The sequence below is a fragment of the Peterkaempfera podocarpi genome (assembly GCF_042466665.1).
Classification (GTDB): Bacteria; Actinomycetota; Actinomycetes; order Streptomycetales; family Streptomycetaceae; genus Peterkaempfera; species Peterkaempfera podocarpi.
This window is the reverse complement of record NZ_CP162102.1, coordinates 1,486,216-1,504,629: the sequence shown is the minus strand read 5'-3', so window position 1 is coordinate 1,504,629 and position 18,414 is coordinate 1,486,216. Positions and strand designations below refer to the sequence as shown.

16 protein-coding genes and 1 pseudogene are annotated in these 18,414 nt (G+C 72.8%); 5 read left to right on the top strand and 12 right to left on the bottom strand.

The window, feature by feature from the left end:
- Positions 1-87: 87 nt before the first annotated feature.
- From AB0761_RS06605 to AB0761_RS06575, 7 genes are all read right to left on the bottom strand, one after another.
- Positions 88-1,362, bottom strand: a complete 1,275-nt coding sequence (locus tag AB0761_RS06605) for a cytochrome P450 (protein WP_377268023.1) — start codon at positions 1,360-1,362, stop codon at positions 88-90.
- Positions 1,359-2,333, bottom strand: coding sequence for an amidohydrolase family protein (locus tag AB0761_RS06600; protein ID WP_377268022.1), 975 nt, complete (start codon positions 2,331-2,333; stop codon positions 1,359-1,361). The genes AB0761_RS06605 and AB0761_RS06600 overlap by 4 nt, the downstream gene beginning before the upstream one ends.
- A gap of 78 nt (positions 2,334-2,411) precedes the next feature.
- A complete protein-coding gene (locus tag AB0761_RS06595; RefSeq protein ID WP_377268021.1) occupies positions 2,412-3,302 on the bottom strand; it encodes an NAD(P)-dependent oxidoreductase in 891 nt (296 codons plus the stop codon).
- Complete coding sequence (locus AB0761_RS06590) at positions 3,299-3,643, bottom strand: antibiotic biosynthesis monooxygenase family protein (protein WP_377268020.1); 345 nt, start codon at positions 3,641-3,643, stop codon at positions 3,299-3,301. Before AB0761_RS06590 ends, AB0761_RS06595 begins: the two co-directional genes overlap by 4 nt.
- An 831-nt stretch (positions 3,644-4,474) precedes the next feature.
- Positions 4,475-5,320 carry an alpha/beta fold hydrolase gene (locus tag AB0761_RS06585; protein ID WP_377268019.1) on the bottom strand — a complete coding sequence of 282 codons (846 nt, stop codon included), beginning with the start codon at positions 5,318-5,320 and terminating at the stop codon, positions 4,475-4,477.
- Positions 5,317-6,279: an alpha/beta hydrolase gene (locus AB0761_RS06580; protein ID WP_377268018.1), complete on the bottom strand. Its 963-nt coding sequence runs from the start codon at positions 6,277-6,279 to the stop codon at positions 5,317-5,319. The genes AB0761_RS06585 and AB0761_RS06580 overlap by 4 nt, the downstream gene beginning before the upstream one ends.
- A gap of 111 nt (positions 6,280-6,390) precedes the next feature.
- Positions 6,391-7,029 carry a TetR/AcrR family transcriptional regulator gene (locus AB0761_RS06575; protein ID WP_377268017.1) on the bottom strand — a complete coding sequence of 213 codons (639 nt, stop codon included), beginning with the start codon at positions 7,027-7,029 and terminating at the stop codon, positions 6,391-6,393.
- 307 nt (positions 7,030-7,336) lie between these two features.
- Between AB0761_RS06575 and ppk2 the strand changes: the two are divergent.
- Positions 7,337-8,154 (top strand): annotated as a pseudogene (gene ppk2, locus AB0761_RS06570) (polyphosphate kinase 2).
- A gap of 78 nt (positions 8,155-8,232) precedes the next feature.
- Here the strand turns inward: ppk2 and AB0761_RS06565 are convergent.
- From AB0761_RS06565 to AB0761_RS06555, 3 genes are read right to left on the bottom strand one after another with little or no spacing between them, the layout of a single operon-like run.
- The gene (locus AB0761_RS06565) at positions 8,233-9,063 is read right to left on the bottom strand and encodes a sugar phosphate isomerase/epimerase family protein (protein ID WP_377268016.1); all 831 of its coding nucleotides are present in this window, start codon (positions 9,061-9,063) and stop codon (positions 8,233-8,235) included.
- Positions 9,060-10,205: a dihydrodipicolinate synthase family protein gene (locus tag AB0761_RS06560; protein ID WP_377268015.1), complete on the bottom strand. Its 1,146-nt coding sequence runs from the start codon at positions 10,203-10,205 to the stop codon at positions 9,060-9,062. Before AB0761_RS06560 ends, AB0761_RS06565 begins: the two co-directional genes overlap by 4 nt.
- Positions 10,202-11,356, bottom strand: a complete 1,155-nt coding sequence (locus AB0761_RS06555; RefSeq protein WP_377268014.1) for a Gfo/Idh/MocA family protein — start codon at positions 11,354-11,356, stop codon at positions 10,202-10,204. The genes AB0761_RS06560 and AB0761_RS06555 overlap by 4 nt, the downstream gene beginning before the upstream one ends.
- A gap of 445 nt (positions 11,357-11,801) precedes the next feature.
- Here AB0761_RS06555 and AB0761_RS06550 point away from each other — a divergent pair, with 445 nt between their 5' ends.
- Entirely contained in the window at positions 11,802-13,322 is a 1,521-nt protein-coding gene (locus tag AB0761_RS06550; protein WP_377268013.1) for a cellulose binding domain-containing protein, read from the top strand.
- Positions 13,323-13,369: 47 nt separating this feature from the next.
- On the opposite strand, the gene AB0761_RS06545 is transcribed toward AB0761_RS06550, so the two are convergent.
- Positions 13,370-13,816 (bottom strand): nitroreductase family deazaflavin-dependent oxidoreductase, encoded by a 447-nt coding sequence (locus tag AB0761_RS06545; RefSeq protein ID WP_377268012.1) that lies wholly within the window; start codon positions 13,814-13,816, stop codon positions 13,370-13,372.
- A 473-nt stretch (positions 13,817-14,289) separates the two neighbouring features.
- Positions 14,290-15,117, bottom strand: coding sequence for a ThiF family adenylyltransferase (locus AB0761_RS06540; protein WP_377268011.1), 828 nt, complete (start codon positions 15,115-15,117; stop codon positions 14,290-14,292).
- A gap of 516 nt (positions 15,118-15,633) precedes the next feature.
- On the opposite strand from AB0761_RS06540, the gene AB0761_RS06535 reads away from it, so the two are divergent.
- The 3 genes from AB0761_RS06535 (at position 15,634) to AB0761_RS06525 (ending at position 18,388) form a co-directional block, all read left to right on the top strand.
- A complete protein-coding gene (locus AB0761_RS06535; protein WP_377273951.1) occupies positions 15,634-16,683 on the top strand; it encodes a PP2C family protein-serine/threonine phosphatase in 1,050 nt (349 codons plus the stop codon).
- Between the two features lie 144 nt (positions 16,684-16,827).
- Positions 16,828-17,463: an SAM-dependent methyltransferase gene (locus AB0761_RS06530; RefSeq protein WP_377268010.1), complete on the top strand. Its 636-nt coding sequence runs from the start codon at positions 16,828-16,830 to the stop codon at positions 17,461-17,463.
- Positions 17,464-17,746: 283 nt separating this feature from the next.
- A complete protein-coding gene (locus tag AB0761_RS06525) occupies positions 17,747-18,388 on the top strand; it encodes an SGNH/GDSL hydrolase family protein (protein WP_377268009.1) in 642 nt (213 codons plus the stop codon).
- The last annotated feature ends 26 nt before the right edge of the window (positions 18,389-18,414 follow it).

Here is an 18,414-nt window from a genome sequence, read left to right as displayed (position 1 = left end):
ACCTGATCCGGTTCGCGTACCGGGGGCGACTCAGCTCGCCCCCGGTACGCCCGCCCCGGCGCGCCGACCACCGCGCCGGGGTCGCTTCTACCGGTCCGGGTCCAGCACCACCGGCAGTGCCGCCAGACCCCGGAAGGCGGGGAACGGCACCTCCAACCACCGCGCCGGAGCCCACGGTTCGGCCGGGGACAGCCGGGGGAAGCGGTCGAACAGGGTCGCCAGCGCGATCTGGGTCTCCATCCGGGCCAGCGGCGCACCCAGGCAGTAGTGGATGCCGTGCCCGAACCCCAGATGGGCGTGGGCACCCCCGGACCGCTCGATGTCCAGCCGGTCCGGAGCCTCGAACTTCTCCGGGTCGCGGTTGGCCGAGCTGAGCGAGATCTGGACGAGCGCCCCCTTGGGGATACGGGTGCCCGCGATGGTCAGGTCCTCGGCGGCATAGCGGAAGGTCGCGCTCTCCACCGACCCGTCGAACCGCAGCAGCTCCTCGACCGCACTCTCCATCAGCCCCGGACGCTCCCGCAGCAGCCGGAGCTGCGCGGGATGGGAGAGCAGATGGTGGACGGCGTTGCCGATCAGATACGCCGTGGTCTTGTGCCCGGCGAAGAGCAGCAGCCAGGCGGTCGAGAGCAGCTCCTGCTCGCTCAGCCGTCCGCTGCCGTCCCGGGCCCGGGTGAGCGCGCTCAGCAGGTCGTCGCCGGGGTGCTCCCGCTTGCGCGAGATGAGGCCGGCGAAGTACCGGTGCAGCTCCCCCTCGGCGCGCCGGCCGGCCTCCCGGGACCGCGGGTCGAAGCCGGTCCGGGCCACGGTGGTGGACCACCCCTGCACCATGGCCCGGTCCTCGGTGGGGATGCCGAGCAGGTCGCAGATCACCAGGACGGGCAGCGCGAAGGCGAAGGACTCCAGCAGGTCCACCGGTGCGTTCTGCGGACAGGCGTCCAGCAGCGTCACCGCGGCCTGCTGCACCCGGGGACGCAGCGACTCCACCCGCCGCGGGGTGAAGGTGGAGCCGACCAGCCGCCGCAGCCGGGTGTGCTTGGGCGGATCGCAGTTGAGCATGTGGTCGTCCATGGCGGTGGAGTCCTCGCCGAAGATCCTCCGGTAGGAGTCCATCGCGCCGAACATGTCCTTGCTCAGCCGCGGGTCCGCCAGCGCGCTGCGCGCGTCCTCGTAACGGGTGATCAGATAGGTCTCCAGGCCGTGCGGCGGCCGCATCGGGCAGACCGGTGCGCCCTCACGCAGCTCGGCGTAGACGGAGTGCGGATCGCGGCGGAACGCCGGACAGCCCTGCGCCGCCGCCTCGGCGGCCGCCGTGGGGAAGGTGCGGGGGGCATCGACCGTCCATGACTCGGTACTGGTCACGGCCGTGCCTCCAGGTCGAACAGCAGCTCGGCGTTGCCGCCGAGCACAAGCTGCCGGGACGCGTCGTCCAGCGGGAGCTTCTCCACGGCACGCAGCACATCCTCCAGCGGGCAGGCCATCGGCGGGGAGTCGGTACCGAAGAGCATCCGCTCCGGCCCCAGCACCTCGGCGTTCAGCTGCAGATGCGCCGCACTGAAGGCGCTGGTGTCGACATACAGCCGCCGCAGTGCCGCCCCGGGATCGGCCGCCGCGGTGGTCGACCGCTCCGGAGTGGCCTCTCCGGAGGCGCCGGGGGGCTGCGAACCCCAGTGGCGCGGCCGCGCCGCCGTCTGCAGCCGGTCGGGCAGCAGCGCCAGTGCGCCGCCGCCGGTCGCACCGATCAGCCGCAGCTCGGGGTACTTCTCCAGCCACCCCGCAAAGGCGATCATGGCCAGTCCCGCGGTGACATCCCCGAACCGGCCGATCTGCTCCACAAAACCGAAGTCGACGACCTGCTCGGTGCCGACCGGCTCCGCCGGGGCGTGCACCAGGACCGGTACGCCCGCCTCCGCAGCCAGCGCGAAGAAGGAGTCCGCACGCGGGGAGCCGAGCAGCTCGCCGTGCACGCTGGAGGTGGTGATCAGGCCGACGAAGGCGGGGTCGGCCAGGGTCTCCCGGACGCCGTCCAGATGGTCGTCGTCACCGAACGGATTGGCGTACACATAGCCGCGAAGCTGGTCGGGGAACCGGCGGATGAGACCGGACATCCAGCCGTGGAACGCCCGCAGACGGTCCCGCGGCTGCGCGTAGTTGTCGACGCCCGGGACGCGGGCCATCGCGCCCGCGCCGACCGGGCTGCCGATGATGGTGAGGTCGATCCCGGCCTGTCGGCGGGCGGCGAGCATGCCGTCCACATCGGTGAGACTGGGCGGCATGGGGAAGTGCTTGGCGGCCTCGGGCGGCGAGAGATGCCCGTGGATGTCAATGATCACGTGTGGACTCCAGAAGGTCGGGAGAGGTCGGGGAGGGGTAGGGCCGGGGCGGCGGAGGTGCCGCCCCGGCCCTCGGTCTCAGACGGGCTGCGGTGCCGCCGCGGCCGCACCCACCGCGCGTACGACGGCCGCGCAGTCCTCGTCGCCGTAGCCCTGCTCGGTGGCGCTCAGATGGGTGTCGGCCGCGGCCGCAACCAGCGGCAGCCGCACACCGGCGGCCGTCGACGCGTCCAGCGCCAGCTGCAGGTCCTTGGCCATCAGCCGCAGCCGGAAGTCCGGCTTGTCGAAGGTCCCTGCCGCCAGCCGGCGGGACTTGAAGGCCATCACGGGGGAGGCGAATCCGCTCCCCGCGATGGTGCCCAGGACCTGCTGCCGGTCCAGGCCCATCGCGGAGCCCAGTTCGGCCGCCTCGGCCAGCGCCTGCACCTCGATGCCCATGAGCAGGTTGAGAAGCAGCTTCATCCGCATCCCGGAACCGGGGGCGCCGAGGTACACGACCTCCTTGCCCAGCAGCTCCAGCAGCGGACGCCCGGTGCTGAAGGCCTCCTGGGAGCCGCCGACGAAGAGCCGCAGCTCACCGCCCCGGGCGTGCTCCCGGTTGCCCAGCATGCCGACGTCCAGCAGCTGACGGGTCTGCCCGGCGACCCGGGCGACGTCCTCGGGGCCGACGGTGCCGGCGCACACCAGCACCCCCGGGTACGGGGCTTCGGTCAGCACCCCGCCCGGCCCGTTCAGCACGGCGTCGAGGGCGTCGGCGTCGGCGACCGTGCAGATCGCGGCGCTGGTGCCGGCGACCGCCTCGACCGGGCGGGCGGCGGCCACCGCCCCGGCCTCGACGAGGGGGGCGGTCCGCTCGGCGGTGCGGTTCCACACCTTGGTCTGGACGCCCTGGTCGAGCAGGCGGGCGGCGAGTCCGCTGCCCATGGTGCCGAGGCCGAGTACGGCGACGGGGCCGTCGAAGCGGTTCATCCGCGGCCTCCCCGGGTCTCGCGGACGACGTTGAAGCGCAGCGACTCGGTCGACTCGACCCAGGCACGCAGCGGAGCGACCAGTGCCCGGTGCTCCTCGCTCTTCTGCCAGGCGTAGAAGTCCTCGGCTTGCTCCCACTCGCTGGTGATCACCCACTGCCGGGAACCGTCGACGGGTTCGCCCAGCTGGTCCACCAGATGCCCGGGAACCTTGGCTACGGCGGTGCGGATCTGCTCGTATGCGTCGCGGAACCCCTGCTCGCCGCCTTCGAGAACGCGAACCAGGAACACCACGCGCAGCTTGGTGGCCATGCGGATGCGATCATCCTGCACGGTGGCCATGTCGGTCTCCTCTGATCGTGAGGCATGGAGTCCGCCGGACGACTGCGGCACCTGGTGCCGATCGAAGCCGCGTGGCGGCGGAACGTCCCAATATCCGGAGTGTGGCCGGAAGGATGCGTACGGTGACGACCTCCGGCATCGGTCCGTCCGGGGGGACGGAGTCCATGGAGCCCTTCAGAGCACAACCCCCACACAGTCACAGCCCCTGGGGGCGTGCAAGTCACACCGGGCCCGTCACAGTCCGTCACCTGGTCGGACCGTCGAGCGCGACCAGCGGGAACACCCGCACGGCGGCCGATGCCGGGAGGGCCGGGGCTCGGCCGTCCGAGTGACCGCAGCGGCCTCCCGGCCGCCGGCGGCGGCCCGTCCCGCGCGGCGGAGCTGCCGGCGGGGCCCGCTGGAGCGGCGCAGCGGGGGTGCGGAATCCGAATATGACGATCCATCGGGTGAGGCGGTGCCGACGTGCCCACCGCGGTGGCCATGTGACGTGAGGTCGGCCGGCTGTCGGGCCGTATGCCTGCGCTTCGGGACCCGCCGGCGGCCCTGAGGGCCGTGCGACACGCCGGGCGGCGGCCCGGGGAGGCCCCCGGTTCGCCGCCGCGGACGTCTCGGCGCGGGGCTTCACGGGTATCCGAGGGCGCCCCGCCCCGGGCCGGGAGACGGTTCCGTGCGGCGGTGGACCGGGTTCGCCGGGAGCCTGCCGGGCGGGGTGGCCGGTGCGCTCGGTGCCGGTGGACCGGCGGCACGTCCCGTGTGCTCGGTGGCCCCGGACGCTGCCGGGGCCGGCCGCACTCGGGCGGGCGGCTGAGCGCCCGAGTGCGGCTGCGACCGCTACACGGTGCGGGCCGCGCCGGTGAACTGCCGGATCAGCCGGGCAAGTTCCACCGGCTGGTCCAGGGGCAGCAGCGTATAGCTGTCGTCCAGCTCCACCAGCTCTCCCTGCGGCAGCAGTTCGGCCAGGCGCCGACCGTGCTCCGGCGGCATCACCCGGTCCTGGCGCGCCCACACCACGAGCGCGGGGCGGTCGAAGTCCGGCAGGCTCTCGGCCGCGGTGAGCAGGATGCCGGTGTCCGCTGCTGCCGCCCGCAGCATGCGTACGGTGTCGCGGCGGATCTCCGGCCGGCTCATCACCGGCTTCACCCATTCGGCGGCAGCGGCGTCCCCGCGCTTGGTCAGCCACCCGAAGGCGATCGGCAGCCGGCGGACCATCCGCAGCCGCATCTGCTGCATGAACAGTCCGAACATCGGAGCCGGCAGCCTGCCGGTGAGCAGCAGCGTCCTGCCCGTCAGCCCCGGCGGGAAGTTGTCGAACGCCTCGCAGGAGGCGAGGACGACCCGCCCCACCCGGGCGGTGCCCTCGCGGATCACCAACTGGACCAGTGCCCCGCCGGTGTCGTTGCCGACGAGGGTGACGTCCCGCAGGTCCAGGCGTTCGAGGAACTCCACCACCAGCCGGGCCACCCCGGGCAGCGACAGATCGGCGTCCGCCCCCATCGCCCGGCGGTGCGCCCCGAGCGGCAGTGTCGGTGCCACGCACCGGTGGTCGGCGGAGAGTTCGGCGATCGGCCCGTCCCACAGCGAGGCGTCCATCAGCAGGCCGTGCAGCAGGACGACGACGGGTCCGCGGCCGGTGTCCTGGTACTCGACCGTCCCGGCGGACAGCTGGATCTCCTTCACGCCGACCCCTCGGGCTGCGCGGCGGTGCCCGCGACGGCGGGGCCCGGACGGTCGGCGGGGCCTCCGTCGGACAGATGCCGGCGCAGAAAGGACAGCTGGGCCTGGACGGCCTGCTCATGGACGTCCAGGAACGGTGCATAGTGCCCGCCGGGCAGCCGGAGCAGCTCGCCCCGGGGTGCCTGCCGCGCCGCGACGGCCCCGGGCTCGGCGAGTGCCGCCTGGTCCTGGTCGCACACCAGGACCATCAGCGGGCACCGCACCCGGGGTGCGTCACGGCCGGGGCGGTAGCCGCTGATGCCGAAGGTGGAGCGTGCGGCGACCTCCTGCTGCCAGTCCGGGTGGCTGCCCCCGGGGTCCAGGGGGTGCGGGCTGATCAGGACGTCCGGCGAGGACAGCGTCGCGACGGTGCCGGGCGGGCCGACCAGCGGCACCAGCAGGGGGCGGCGGCCGAGGATCCCGCCGACGGCGTCCAGGACGCCCCGGAGGGTCAGGCGCAGCATCGCCGACGGCGTCTGGTGGCGTGTCGCGTTGCGGACTGCGGCCGGGCCGTCGGCGAGCGGGGTCTGCGCGATCGCGGCTGCCAGCCCCGGGGTCCGCGCGGCGGTACGGATGACATGGCCGCCGCCCAGGGAGAAGCCCCAGAGCGCCAGCCTGGCCGGGTCGACCCCGGGCAGGCCGCGGGCGCAGGCGATCGCGGCCTGCCAGTCGGCCAGTTCGTCCTTGACCCGTACGACCTGCCGCGGCATGCCGCCGCTCTCGCCCAGGCGCCGGTGCTCGAAGGCGAGGACGGAGAACCCGTCGTCGTGGAACCGCCGGGCGAAGACGTCGGTGCCCGGTTCCTTGGTCACCGCGGTGCCGCCGGCCATGACCACGCAGGCGCCGTTGGTTCCCGGATAGTGCCAGGCGGCGCACTCGGCGCCACCACTGATGAATCGAATCTTCTCCCGCTGCACGGACATGCGCGCACCGACCTCCCCTGTGGACCGGATTCATCCCGGAGCAAGTGAACCACGTGGTTCGCAAAGCGTCCACGCAGCCCCGCCGATGCCGCGTCCCGGGCGGGCCGCCGGTCAGGGTCCGGCGGCCTCCTCGCGCTCCAGTGCCCGGGCCAGAGCCTCGAACCCGGCCGCCACACCCGAGTCGTCCCTGCTGGTCGACAGCTCCACCAGAAAGCCCCGAAGGGTCGCGAGGACCATCTCGGCCACCTGGTGCCTGCGCTGCTCGGACCAGTCCGCCGGGCAGACCGACAGCAGCACCGGCAGATACTGCCGCGAGGCGTCCCGGCTGAGCGCGCCATAGCGGTCGGGGTCGTACATCGACAGGCCGATGCCCTGGTCGAGCGCCCGCCGCAGATCCGTCTCCTCCTCCAGCAGAGTGCGCCACACGGCCCGCACCCCGTCCGCCAGCGGCCGGCCGGACGGCTGCTCGGCCACGGAGGCCAGTGCGTTGCCGACACGCCTCCCGCGCAGCTCGGCGACCGCCTGGCCGAGCAGGTCGTCGGCTCCGTCGAAGTGGTAGAGCAGCACCTTGTGCGTGGTGCCGGCCGCCCGCGCGGCGCGCCGGAGCGAGAAGTCCACAAGCCCGTTGGCCACCAGGTCGTCGGTGACGCGTGCGAGCAGTTCCCGGCGCCTGGCCTCGCCGCGCGGCGACCCGGCCGAACGCCGGTAGCCTGCCCGTCCTGGTGAGCCGTCGTCGTCAGAGGTGTTCACAGCTTCCACGGTCGGACATCATCACACGGTGACGGCGCGGGGCGCGTCGCCGGAGGGAGGACCCTTGCCGCTGGCACGCCGCACCGGCGTTTCCCCGACGTGCGGCGGACTCCGTGCGCACCGGGAGGTGCGGCCGTCGGAGCCGGGACCAGGGCGGCACCGGGAGGTGCAGCCGTCGGAGCCGGGACCAGGGCGAGTAGCCGTGGCGGAGGCCTCGGAGCTGCCGGGGCCCCGGTCGCCACGCGTGTCCTCCGTGCCCCGCGTAGCGTGGAGCGCGGAGCGGCCTTGGGGGGCGAGGAGGTGCGGGATGTCGAAGCAACCGGAGGGGCGGCTGCCGCGGGCGGTGTACGAGCGCGAGCTGTTCCGGCTGCAGGGGGAACTGGTGAAGCTGCAGGAGTGGGTGCGCGCCGAGGGCGTCCGGCTGGTGGTGGTCTTCGAGGGCCGTGACGCGGCCGGGAAGGGCTCCACCATCAAGCGTGTCGCCGAGTACCTCAACCCGCGTATCGCCAGGATCGTCGCCCTCCCCGCGCCGACCGAGCGGGAACGCACCCAGTGGTACTTCCAGCGCTCACCCCGCATCTGCCGGCCGCCGGGGAGATCGTGCTGATGGACCGCTCCTGGTACAACCGCGCCGGGGTGGAGCGGGTCATGGGCTTCTGCACCAAGGAGGAGTACTGGCGGTTCCTGCGGCAGTGCCCTGACTTCGAGCGGATGCTGGTCGAGGACGGCATCCTGCTGCGCAAGTACTGGTTCTCCGTCAGCGACGCGGTCCAGGACCAGCGGTTCCGCAGCCGGCTGGAGGACCCGATGCGCCGCTGGAAGCTCTCGCCGATGGATCTGGAGTCCATCACCAGGTGGGAGGACTACTCCCGGGCGAAGGACGAGATGCTGGCGCGGACCGACACACCGGAGTCGCCCTGGTACATCGTGGAGAGCGACGACAAGCGCAGGGCCCGGGTCAATATGATCGCCCATCTGCTGTCCACGGTCCCCTACCAGGAGATCGCCCGCCCGCCGCTGGAGCTGCCGTCGCGCCCGGTCGCCTCCGGCTACCAGCGGCCGCCGCGGTCCCTGCAGAGCTACGTCCCCGACCATGCCTCCGACCTGGCCCCGGGGGAGGGCTGAACGGCCCCGGCCCGCCGCTGGGCGTGGGTGGCGCCCGGCAGCGGACCGGGGAGCGGCGACAGTCCTCGGCCTGCTGCCTCAGCCCACCGCCACATGGGCGCGATGGCGCTCCGCCATGGTCCGCAGGGTCTGCTCGCCCGGGGTGTCCCAGACGGTCTGGTTGAAGATCTCCACCTCGATCCAGCCGGTGTAGCCGGCATCGGCGACCAGGGCGCCCAGCGACCCGAAGTCGATGCACCCGTCGCCCACATGCCCCCGTCCCAGCAGGGCGTCGGCGGGCAGCGGCAGGGTCCAGTCGCACACCTGGTACGAGGCGATCCGCTCACCCGCGCGGGCGATCTGCTCCGACAGCTGCGGATCCCACCAGATGTGGTAACTGTCCACCACGACTCCCACCTGGTCGGCGGGGTGCTGCTCGGCGAGGTCCAGGGCCTGTCCCAGGGTGGAGACGACGGCCCGGTCGGCGCAGAACATCGGATGCAGCGGTTCGATGGCCAACCGGACGCCCAACTCACCTGCGTACGGGGCGAGTTCGGCCAGCAGTTCGGCGACCCTGGCCCGGGCGCCGACCAGGTCGCGGCTCTCCCCGGGCAGCCCGCCGACCACCATGACCAGGGTGTCGGTGCCGAGTTCCGCGGCCTCCTCCAGGGCTCGCCGGTTGTCCTCGATCGCCTCCCGGGTGCCCTGCTCGCCCTGGGCGGTGAGGAAGCCGCCCCGGCACAGGCTGCTGACGGCGAGGCCGGCCTCGCGGACCAGCGCCGCCGCGCGGGCGGTCCCGATCTCGGCGACCTTGTCCCGCCACAGGCCGATGGCGGGGATCCCCGCCTCGACGCAGCCGCGTACCGCCTCCTCCAGGCTCCACCCCTTGGTGGTGATCTGATTGAGCGACAGGCGCTCCAGTCCGTTCATGCCGCCACTCCCGCGAGGCTCAGAAAACGCCGCATCCGTTCGGCGGCGACGTCGGGGTCGGGGAGTACCCCGGCCGCGTCGGCGAGCCGGAAGAGCTCGATCAGATGGGAGGTCGACCGGCCGCTCTGGGCTCCGGCGACCATGGTGAAGTGGTTCTGGTGCCCGGACAGATAGGCGAGGAAGACCACTCCGGTCTTGTAGTGGAAGGTCGGCGCCGCGAAGAGGTGCCGGGCCAGCGGGACGGTCGGCGCGAGCAGGGCCTCGTACCGGTCCAGGTCGCCCGCGTCCAGCGCCTGGAGGGCGGCCGCGGCGGTGGCCGCGATGGGGTCGAAGACCCCGAGCAGCGCATCGCTGTGCCCGTGCGCGTCGCCGCGGATCAACTGCGGGTAGTTGAAGTCGTCCCCGGTGTACAGCCGGACGCCCTCGGGCAGGGCGCGGCGCAGGGCGATCTCCCGGTCGGCGTCCAGCAGGGAGACCTTGATGCCGTCGACACCGGAGCTGTGCTCCTTGATCAGCGCCAGTACGGCCTCGGCCGCGTGCTCCACCTCGGCACAGCCCCAGTAGCCCGCCAGCGCGGGATCGAACATCTCGCCCAGCCAGTGCAGGATCACCGGGCCCCGGGCCTGGGCGATGAGGCGGCCGTAGACCTCGTGGTAGTCCTCGGGGCCGCGGGCGAGTGCGGCCAGCGCCCGGCTGGCCATCAGTACCGGCTGGGCCCCCGCGGCCTCCACCACGGCGAGCTGCTCCTCATAGGCGGCCGTGATGTCCGCGAGGCTGCGGGCGGGTGCGGTGAGCTGGTCGGTGCCGACGCCGCAGGCGAGCCGGCCGCCGACGGCGCGGGCCTCGGCCCCGGAACGGGTGATCAGTTCCCGGGTCGCCGCCCAGTCCAGACCCATGCCGCGCTGAGCGGTGTCCATGGCATCGGCGACGCCGAGGCCGAGCGACCAGAGGTGGTGGCGGAAGGCCAGGGTGGCGTCCCAGTCGACGGCGGCCGGTGCGCCGGGGGCGTTGCCGCCGAGCGGGTCGGCCACCACATGCGCGGCGGCGAAGGCCGTGCGGCCGGCCGCGGGGCGGGCGGGGCGGGGGAGCGGCTCGGGGGTGCGGAGCCGGTAGGGGCCGTCGGGCAGCTGAAGGGTCGTCATCGGATCTCCAGCTCCGGCACGTCCAGCCGGCGGCCTTCGCGGGCGGAGCGCAGGCCGAGCTCGGCGAGCTGCACGCCCTTGGCGCCTTCCAGCAGGTCCCAGTGGTACTCGGACCCGGTGGCGACATGGCGCAGGAACAGCTCCCACTGGGTCTTGAAGCCGTTGTCGAAGTCGGCGTTGTCGGGAACCGTCTGCCACTGCTCGCGGAAGGCCTCGGTGGCGGGCAGGTCCGGGTTCCAGACGGGCTTGGGGGTCGCCGCCCGGTGCTGGAAGCGGCAGTTGCGCAGACCGGCCACGGCGCTGCCCTCGGTGCCGTCGACCTGGAACTCCACCAGTTCGTCCCGGTCCACCCGCACGGCCCAGGAGGAGTTGATCTGCGCGACGATCCCGCCCTCGAGCTCGAAGATGCCGTAGGCGGCGTCGTCGGCGGTCGCCGGGTAGGCGCGGCCCTGCTCGTCGACGCGCTCGGGGATGTGCGTGGTGGTGTGGGCGTAGACCGAGCGGACGGGCGCGATGATGTGGTCCAGGACGTAGCGCCAGTGCGGGAACATGTCGAGGACCATGCCGCCGCCGTCCTCCGCGCGGTAGTTCCAGGACGGGCGCTGGGCCTGCTGCCAGTGGCCCTCGAAGACCCAGTAGCCGAACTCGCCGCGGACCGAGAGGATGCGTCCGAAGAAACCGCTGTCTACAAGTCGCTTGAGCTTCATCAGCCCGGGCAGGAACAGCTTGTCCTGCACGGCTCCGTTGCACACGCCCGCCTCGCGGGCCAGCCGGGCCAGGCCCAGGGCCGCGTCGAGCGACTCGGCGGTGGGCTTCTCGGTGTAGATGTGCTTGCCCGCCTCGATCGCGGCGCGCAGCGCCTTCTCGCGGGCCTGGGTGACCTGGGCGTCGAAGTAGACCTCGGCCTCCGGGTCTGCCAGGGCCTCCGCGAGGGAGGTGGTCCAGCGTTCCAGGCCGTGGCGCTCGGCGATGGCCCTGACCCGGGTCTCGTCGCGGCCCACCAGTACCGGTTCCGGCCAGAGCACGTCGCCGTCGTCGAGCACGACGCCGCCCTGCTCGCGGATGGCCAGGATCGACCGCACCAGGTGCTGCCGGTAGCCCATCCGCCCGGTCACGCCGTTCATGATCACGCTGATTGTCCTGCGGGCCATCCGGGATCTCCTTTGCCGCGTCCTGGGGAGCGGCCGATAGAAAGCGCTTACTGCAAGGTGAGGCTAGGGCGCCCCGCCGGGCGCAGTCAAGACGCACTGCGGAGATCCGCCGCGCCTGCCGGTGCAGCGCTCCCGGGCCCCCGGCGCCCCGGCCGCGCCGCTGCCGGGAGTCCGCCGGCGCCGGCCGGGTCTGCGGTTTCGCCCGGTCCCGAGTGCGGGCCGCCGTATCTGCCCGGCGCCGTGGCGGTCATGGGTGCCAGGCGTACCCCGGTGCCGGTCGACCGCGGTGCCGGGGTGGACCATCCCCCGCATTTCCGGCGGCCGGCCGGTCGATCCCGGTCGGCATATTGACCGGCTGACATGACGTCAGCACCATGGCTCCGGTACGCCGCACCCCCCATGCACCCCGTAATCGGACGGCGGACCGACGACTCGCGGGAGTGTCATGCGCAGACCAGTCATCGGTGCCCTCATGGCCGCGGCGCTGGCGGTCGCCGCCGCCCTGGTGGCGCTGCCGGCCCATGCGGCAGGGGCGGTGCTCACCGCCCAGATCGTGCAGGGGTCCTCCTGGAGCAGTGGGTACGGGGCCGACGTCACGATCACCAATCTCGGCGACGCCGCCTCGACCGGCTGGACCGTGGCGTTCGATCTCCCGGCCGGCACCACCGTTTCCAACTCCTGGTCGTCGACCAGGACGCAGACCGGGCAGCACTACGTCTTCACCAATGCGAGCTACAACGGCGCCATCGCACCCGGGCAGCACGACGGCTTCGGGTTCAACGCCGGCGGCCTCGGCCTGCCCTACAACTGCACCGTCAACGGCACGCCGTGTGCGGGCGGGACCTCCCCGGGCTCGCCGACGCCCACGCCGACGCCCACACCCACGCCGACGCCCACCCCGACGCCCACCCCGACGCCCACCCCGACGCCCACCCCGACTCCGACTCCGACCCCCACCCCGACGCCGAGCCCGACCCAGACCGGGACGCCGGGCCCGACCGTGAACGTCTCCACGGCCGCCCAGCTCTCCGACGCGCTGGCGGGCGCGGTACCCGGTGAGACCATCCAACTGGCCCCCGGGGAGTACCACGGGGCGTTTGTGGCGCAGCGGGCCGGCAGCGCGGCGCAGCCGATCACCCTCACCGGGCCGCGCACCGCGGTGCTGGTGAACGACGGCCCCTCGGGCAGCGGACCGTCCTGCTCGGTACCCACCGCCGGCTGGGACTCGGGGTACGGCCTGTGGCTGTACAACGCCCCCTACTGGAATCTGACCGGCTTCACGGTGCAGGACTCCAAGAAGGGCGTGGTGCTCGACAACTCACCCCATGCCACCCTCGACGGCCTGTATGTGCACAACACCGAGGACGAGGGCGTGCACTTCCGCAGCTCCTCCTCCGACGGTGTCATCCGCAACTCGGTCGTGGAGTACACCGGCCAGGTGCAGCCCGGTTACGGGGAGGGCGTCTACATCGGCTCGGCCGGTTCCAACTGGGCCTGCTACGGCAACTCGGCCGGTGCGGACCGCTCCGACCGGGTACTGGTGGAGAACAACCGGATCGGCCCGTATGTCGCGGCCGAGGAGATCGACGTCAAGGAGGGCACCTTCGACGGGGTGATCCGCGGCAACACCTTCGACGGCCGAGGCATCTCGGGGCAGAACTCCGCGGACTCCTGGATCGACGTCAAGGGCATCGGCTACCTCATCGAGGGCAACACCGGCACCTTCGCGGCGCCCGGCACCTTCGCCAACGGCTACGAGACGCACAACCCGGCCACCACACCGACGTTCCAGAACGGCTGCGGCAACAGCTGGCGCGGCAACACCTCGGACCTGGGCGGGGTCGGCAGCTACGCCGTCGATGTGACCTCGACGTCCAAGTGCTCGGGGAACCTCAATGTGGTCTACTCCTCCAACACGGTGACCAACGCCGTGACCGGACTGACCAATATCGCCGTCACCCCGTGACCCCCGGTCCGTGGGCCGCCGGACCCCGGCGGCCCACGGACACCGGGTCAGTGCTCCTTGAGCGCCGGCTGCAGAACGAAGACCGGGATCTGCCGCTCCGTCCGCTTCTGGTAGTCGGCGTAGTCGGGATAGGCCTCGACGGCGCGGCTCCACCACAGGGCCTTCTCGTCCCCGGTGACCTCACGCGCCGTCATGTCCTGGCGCGCCGGGCCGTCCTGGAGCTCGACCCGGGGGTCGGCCACGATGTTGTGGTACCAGACCGGGTGCTTGGGCGCGCCGCCCAGCGAGGCGACGACGGCGTAGCTGCCCTCGTGCTCCACCCGCATCACCGGGGACTTGCGGATCCTGCCGCTCTTGGCGCCACGGGTCGTCAGGACCACGACCGGCAGGCCCCGCAGGGTCGTCCCCTCGGTACCGCCGGAACTCTCGTACAGCTCCACCTGGTCGCGAACCCACTGTTCCGGACTCGGCTCGTACTCGCCCTCGAGAGGCATGGCATCCGTCCTGTCGTCGATGGTCCGTCGGACGGGCGCCGCCGCAGCGGCGCCGGCCCACGGCGGCCATCATAGGAAGCCGCCGCGGCCGGAGCCCGCTGATGTGCGGCGTGCCGTCGCAGGGGCGGGCCGCGCTGCTGCGGTCGGACTACCCGGCTATCTGGCTACCTGGCGATGACGGCGACCGGGGCGTCCCAGGCGCTGCTGTCCACGGTGGGGGTGCAGCCGCCCCGGGTCTCCTTGCTGGTGGCCGGGTGCTGGTGGTCCGGCGGTGACCGGTCCACAGGGCCGAGGAGTACCGGAGCGCGTCGGCCCGGGGCCGGTTGAACCGGCCCGGCTGGGCGTACGGAGGCAGCAGCCGGCGAGGCACGCGGGAGCCTGACGTGGGGACGCGGCGGTCCGTCAGGCGACGGGCCGCCGCGTCGACGTCCGCAGTGCCGCGCCGGGATGCCCGGGTTGGGGTGCCGGGCGGGTCAGGAGGGCCGGTGCTCGGCCTCGCCGGCTCCGGAGAGCGACTGCAGCAGCAGGTCGACCTGGAGGATCCGCGGTGCCAGCGACGGCTTCCGCCGTCCGGTGACGATGAACAGCACCTCCGCCGCGGTCATGGCCGCGCACAGCTGCAGTGCCGCAGCCGACGAGGAGATACGGGTGTCGCGCAGCGGGGACCTGATCGCGTTCACCTGCGGTTCCAGATAGTGCCGGGTGAACTTCTCCGGAGTCATCCGGTCCACGAACTTCAGCAGCACCTCATCGGCGCCCTCGCCCTCCGTGATGCCGAAGAATTCGGAGAAGGACGGGCTGCCGGGGCCGATCACCGTCATCGCCGCACCGAATCCGAACGGTGATGCGCCCACGACCGAGTGCTTGCCCTGGAGATGGTAGGTGTCATGGAAGAGCGGATACAGGTCGGCCCTGAAGAAGTCGATGGCATTGATGCCGACATCGGTGCTGTCGGCGAAGTCCTTCACCGAGTTCCCGTCGATGCCCCGGCGGAAGAGGGTGATGTCCGCCGCTGGATTGATGTCCTTCACCATGCGGGTCATCACATCGACCTTGGGCTGCCCCAGTGCGCTCACCGTGGCGCCCGCCTGCCGGTTGAGGTTCGCCTGCTCGAAGGTGTCGGGATCGGCGATGGCGAACCGCTCGAAGCCCATCCTGGCCAAGGTGAGCAGGTGGTTGCTGCCGCAGCCGCCCAGCCCGGCTATACCGATCCGTGCCGATCTGACCCGTGCGACGTCCTCGGCGTCGAGCAGGCCGAGATTCCGGTCGAAAGCCTCTTCGTAGGTGAAAGCACTGGCCAATGTACTTCCTTTTCCCGAGTCGGTTCGCGGTCCCGGCCGGCCGGTGTGTACAGCGGCTGCCGGGGACGTTCACCGGGGCATCCCCCGGAATCTGACCCCCGTTGACCTGGGCGCCGGCCCGGCTTTGCACGCGGCCGCTCCGCCCGGAGGCGCGCCAATCATGGATATGACAACCGGTCAAGTGCGCCCCGGCATTTCCCGGCTCTTTGGATGTGTGGTCCTATCCCGCGGGGGAAACATCCGCAGCCGTTCTCCGCGAAAGACGCCGGCCGGGCCGGAAACGTGCGGCTGCGGTCCGGCCGGTGCCTGTGGCCCGACCGGTGGAAACGCCGGCTGCGGCTGTGGCCGCCCCTCGCCCGGTCCATGCCGCGGCCCTCGGGCCTTCGGCTCGGATGGGTGGCATACGCACTACATGTCTGTTTACGTCACGATATGATCCCAGTTGTGACCAGCTCATGGCGGATACGACGCCGACGGCTCCTCCGCCGCCCCTGCGAGCCTGCCCTGCTGTCGCCCGTGATCCTGACCGTGCTGATCGCCGCGCTGGCCTTCGCCACGCCCAGGGATGTCGCCATCAGCCGCCTGCTCCCCGCCGCGCCCGCCCTCGCCTCCTCCATGTGGTCGGTGGCCGCCACCGTCGTCCTCGGGCTGGTCTGCATCCTGGCAGTGCTCGGTCTGGCGATCGCCTTCGCCGACACCGGGCCCCTCTTCACCGCCGGGGCCATCACCGCCGTGACCGTGGCCGCCGCATACGCGGGCCACGTCCGACTGCAACGCGAGCGGACCCTGACCCAGGTGCGCTCCGTCGCCGATGTGGCCCAGCAGGTCCTGCTGCGCCCTGTGCCCGGCCGCCTCGGCGACGTCGAGATCGAGACGCTCTATCTGGCCGCGGCGGCACACGCCCGGATCGGCGGTGACTTCTACGAGGCGGTCGACACCGCGCACGGGGTCCGTCTGCTGATCGGCGACGTCAGGGGCAAGGGCCTCTCGGCCGTGGGCGTCGCCGCCGCAGTGACCAGTTGCTTCCGGGAGGCCGCACACGACGAGCCCGACCTGCGGCGCGTCGCCGGCCGCCTGGAGGCCAGCATGGTCCGCTACAGCGGGGCGCTTCCCGACCGGGACTCCGGAGAGCGGTTCGCCACCGCGCTGCTCGCCGAGGTGCCGCAGGGCGGCGGCCTCGTCAGGCTGCTCAACTGCGGGCATCCCCCGCCGCTGCTGTTCCACTGCGGAGGCGTGCTGGTGCTGGAGCCCACCGCCGCGTCGCCGCCGCTCGCCCTGGCGGCCCTCATCGGCGACGGCTACCGCGTCGACACCGTCCCCCTCGCCCCCGGCGACCAGATGCTGCTCTGCACGGACGGGGTCACCGAGACACGCAACCATTTCGGGCAGTTCTTCCCGCTGGCCGACTGGGCGCGGCAGCAGTCCTCCCCGCCGCCCCGGGTCCTGCTCGAACGGCTCCACCGCGATCTGCTGCGCCACGGGGACGGCACTCTCGACGACGACATCGCGGCCCTCGCCGTACGGTGCGCCCCCTCCGCGGGCGACACCGCGCCCCGGCCGTCATGAGCGACGGGTGCGGCGCCTGCGCCGAGCCCGGTACCCGGTACACCGGTGGGGCGCCGTTCTGACGGCCGAACCCCGGCGCGACCATGGTGGGGACGGGGCGGCCGGCACACCCGGCCCCGGTGACCACCTACGAGGAGCGCAGCGATGAGCGACGGCACCGTCTCGGGCGAGGAGTTCTGGGAGGCCCGTTACGCGGAGGGCGACCGGATCTGGAGCGGGGAGCCCAATGCCGCCCTGGTCCGGGAGGCAGCGGACCTGCCGCCGGGAAGGGCCCTGGACCTGGGCTGCGGCGAGGGTGCGGACGCGATCTGGCTCGCCCGGCAGGGGTGGCGCGTCACCGCCGTGGACATCTCCCGTACCGCCCTCGACCGGGCCGCCGGGCACGCCGCGGCGGAGGGGGTCGCCGACCGCATCGACTTCCAGCGGCTCGACCTCGCCTCGGCCTTCCCCGACGGCACCTTCGAGCTGGTCTCCGCCCACTTCCTGCACTCGCACGGCGACCTGCCGCGGGAGCGGATCCTGCGGACCGCGGCCGCGGCCGTGGTGCCCGGCGGCATGCTGCTGATCGTCGGACACGCGGGCTTCCCGGCCGGGGAACACGCCACGCACGCCGGTGTCCACTTCCCCGCGCCGCAGGAGGTCATCTCGGCACTCGACCTGCCGGAGGGCCAGTGGGAGGTGCTGCGCATCGACGAGTACGAGAGTGTCAGGACCGGGCCCGACGGCCGGCCGGTGACCCGCGCCGACAACACCGTCAAGCTCCGGAGGCTGCCCGGCTGACCCCTGTCGTGCGGGGCACCCCGAGGGGACGGCGCGCTGTGCGGACCGGACAGCGCGGCAGCCGCAGCAGGCCGCCGCCCGGCAGGCCGAGGCCCGCCGACCAGGCCCCGCCCGTGAGCGCACGCCCCACCCTCCCCGGTCGGCCGGGGAGGCCCGTCCCAGTCCCGTCCCGTATGTGCCCCGAACGGCCATGGCCGCCGCGGGGCGCGCTCGATAGGCTCCTGCCGACCGCTGCCCCGCGGCCCGGGGCGCCACCACCCAAGAGCGTCCCCCGGAGTCCCCGATGCCCCTCAAGCTGCCCGCCCGGGCAACCGTCCTCTTCCAGGGCGACAGCATCACCGACGCGGACCGCCGCAACGACCCGCACGGCGGGCTCGGCGACGGCTACGCCCGCCGGGCCACCGAGATCGTCGCCGGGGCGCACCCGGACGCCACGATCACCTTCCTCAACCGGGGGATCAGCGGCAACCGCGTGGCCGACCTGCGGGCACGCTGGGACGAGGACGCCATCGCGCTGAAGCCCGACCTGATCTCGGTGATGATCGGCGTCAACGACACCTGGCGCCGCTACGACGCCGGCGACCCCACCTCGGTCGAGGCCTACGAGGAGGACTACCGCCACATCCTCACCCGGGTCCGCGAGGAGACCGCGGCACGGATCATGCTCATCGAACCCTTTCTGATCCCGGTGAGCACGGCGCAGTGGCAGTGGCGGGAGGACCTCGACCCGCGCATCCACACCGTGCGCCGTCTCGCCGACGAGTTCGACACCCTGCTGCTGGCCGCCGACGGGCTGCTCAACCAGGCCGCCCGCACCGCCGGCGGTGCGGCGCAGATCGCCGCCGACGGAGTCCATCCGACCCCGCTGGGTCACCGCATCCTCGCCCGCGCCTGGGCCGAACTGGTCACCGCGGGGCAGGCGTAGGAGCTCCCGCGCACCTGGCGCGGCGC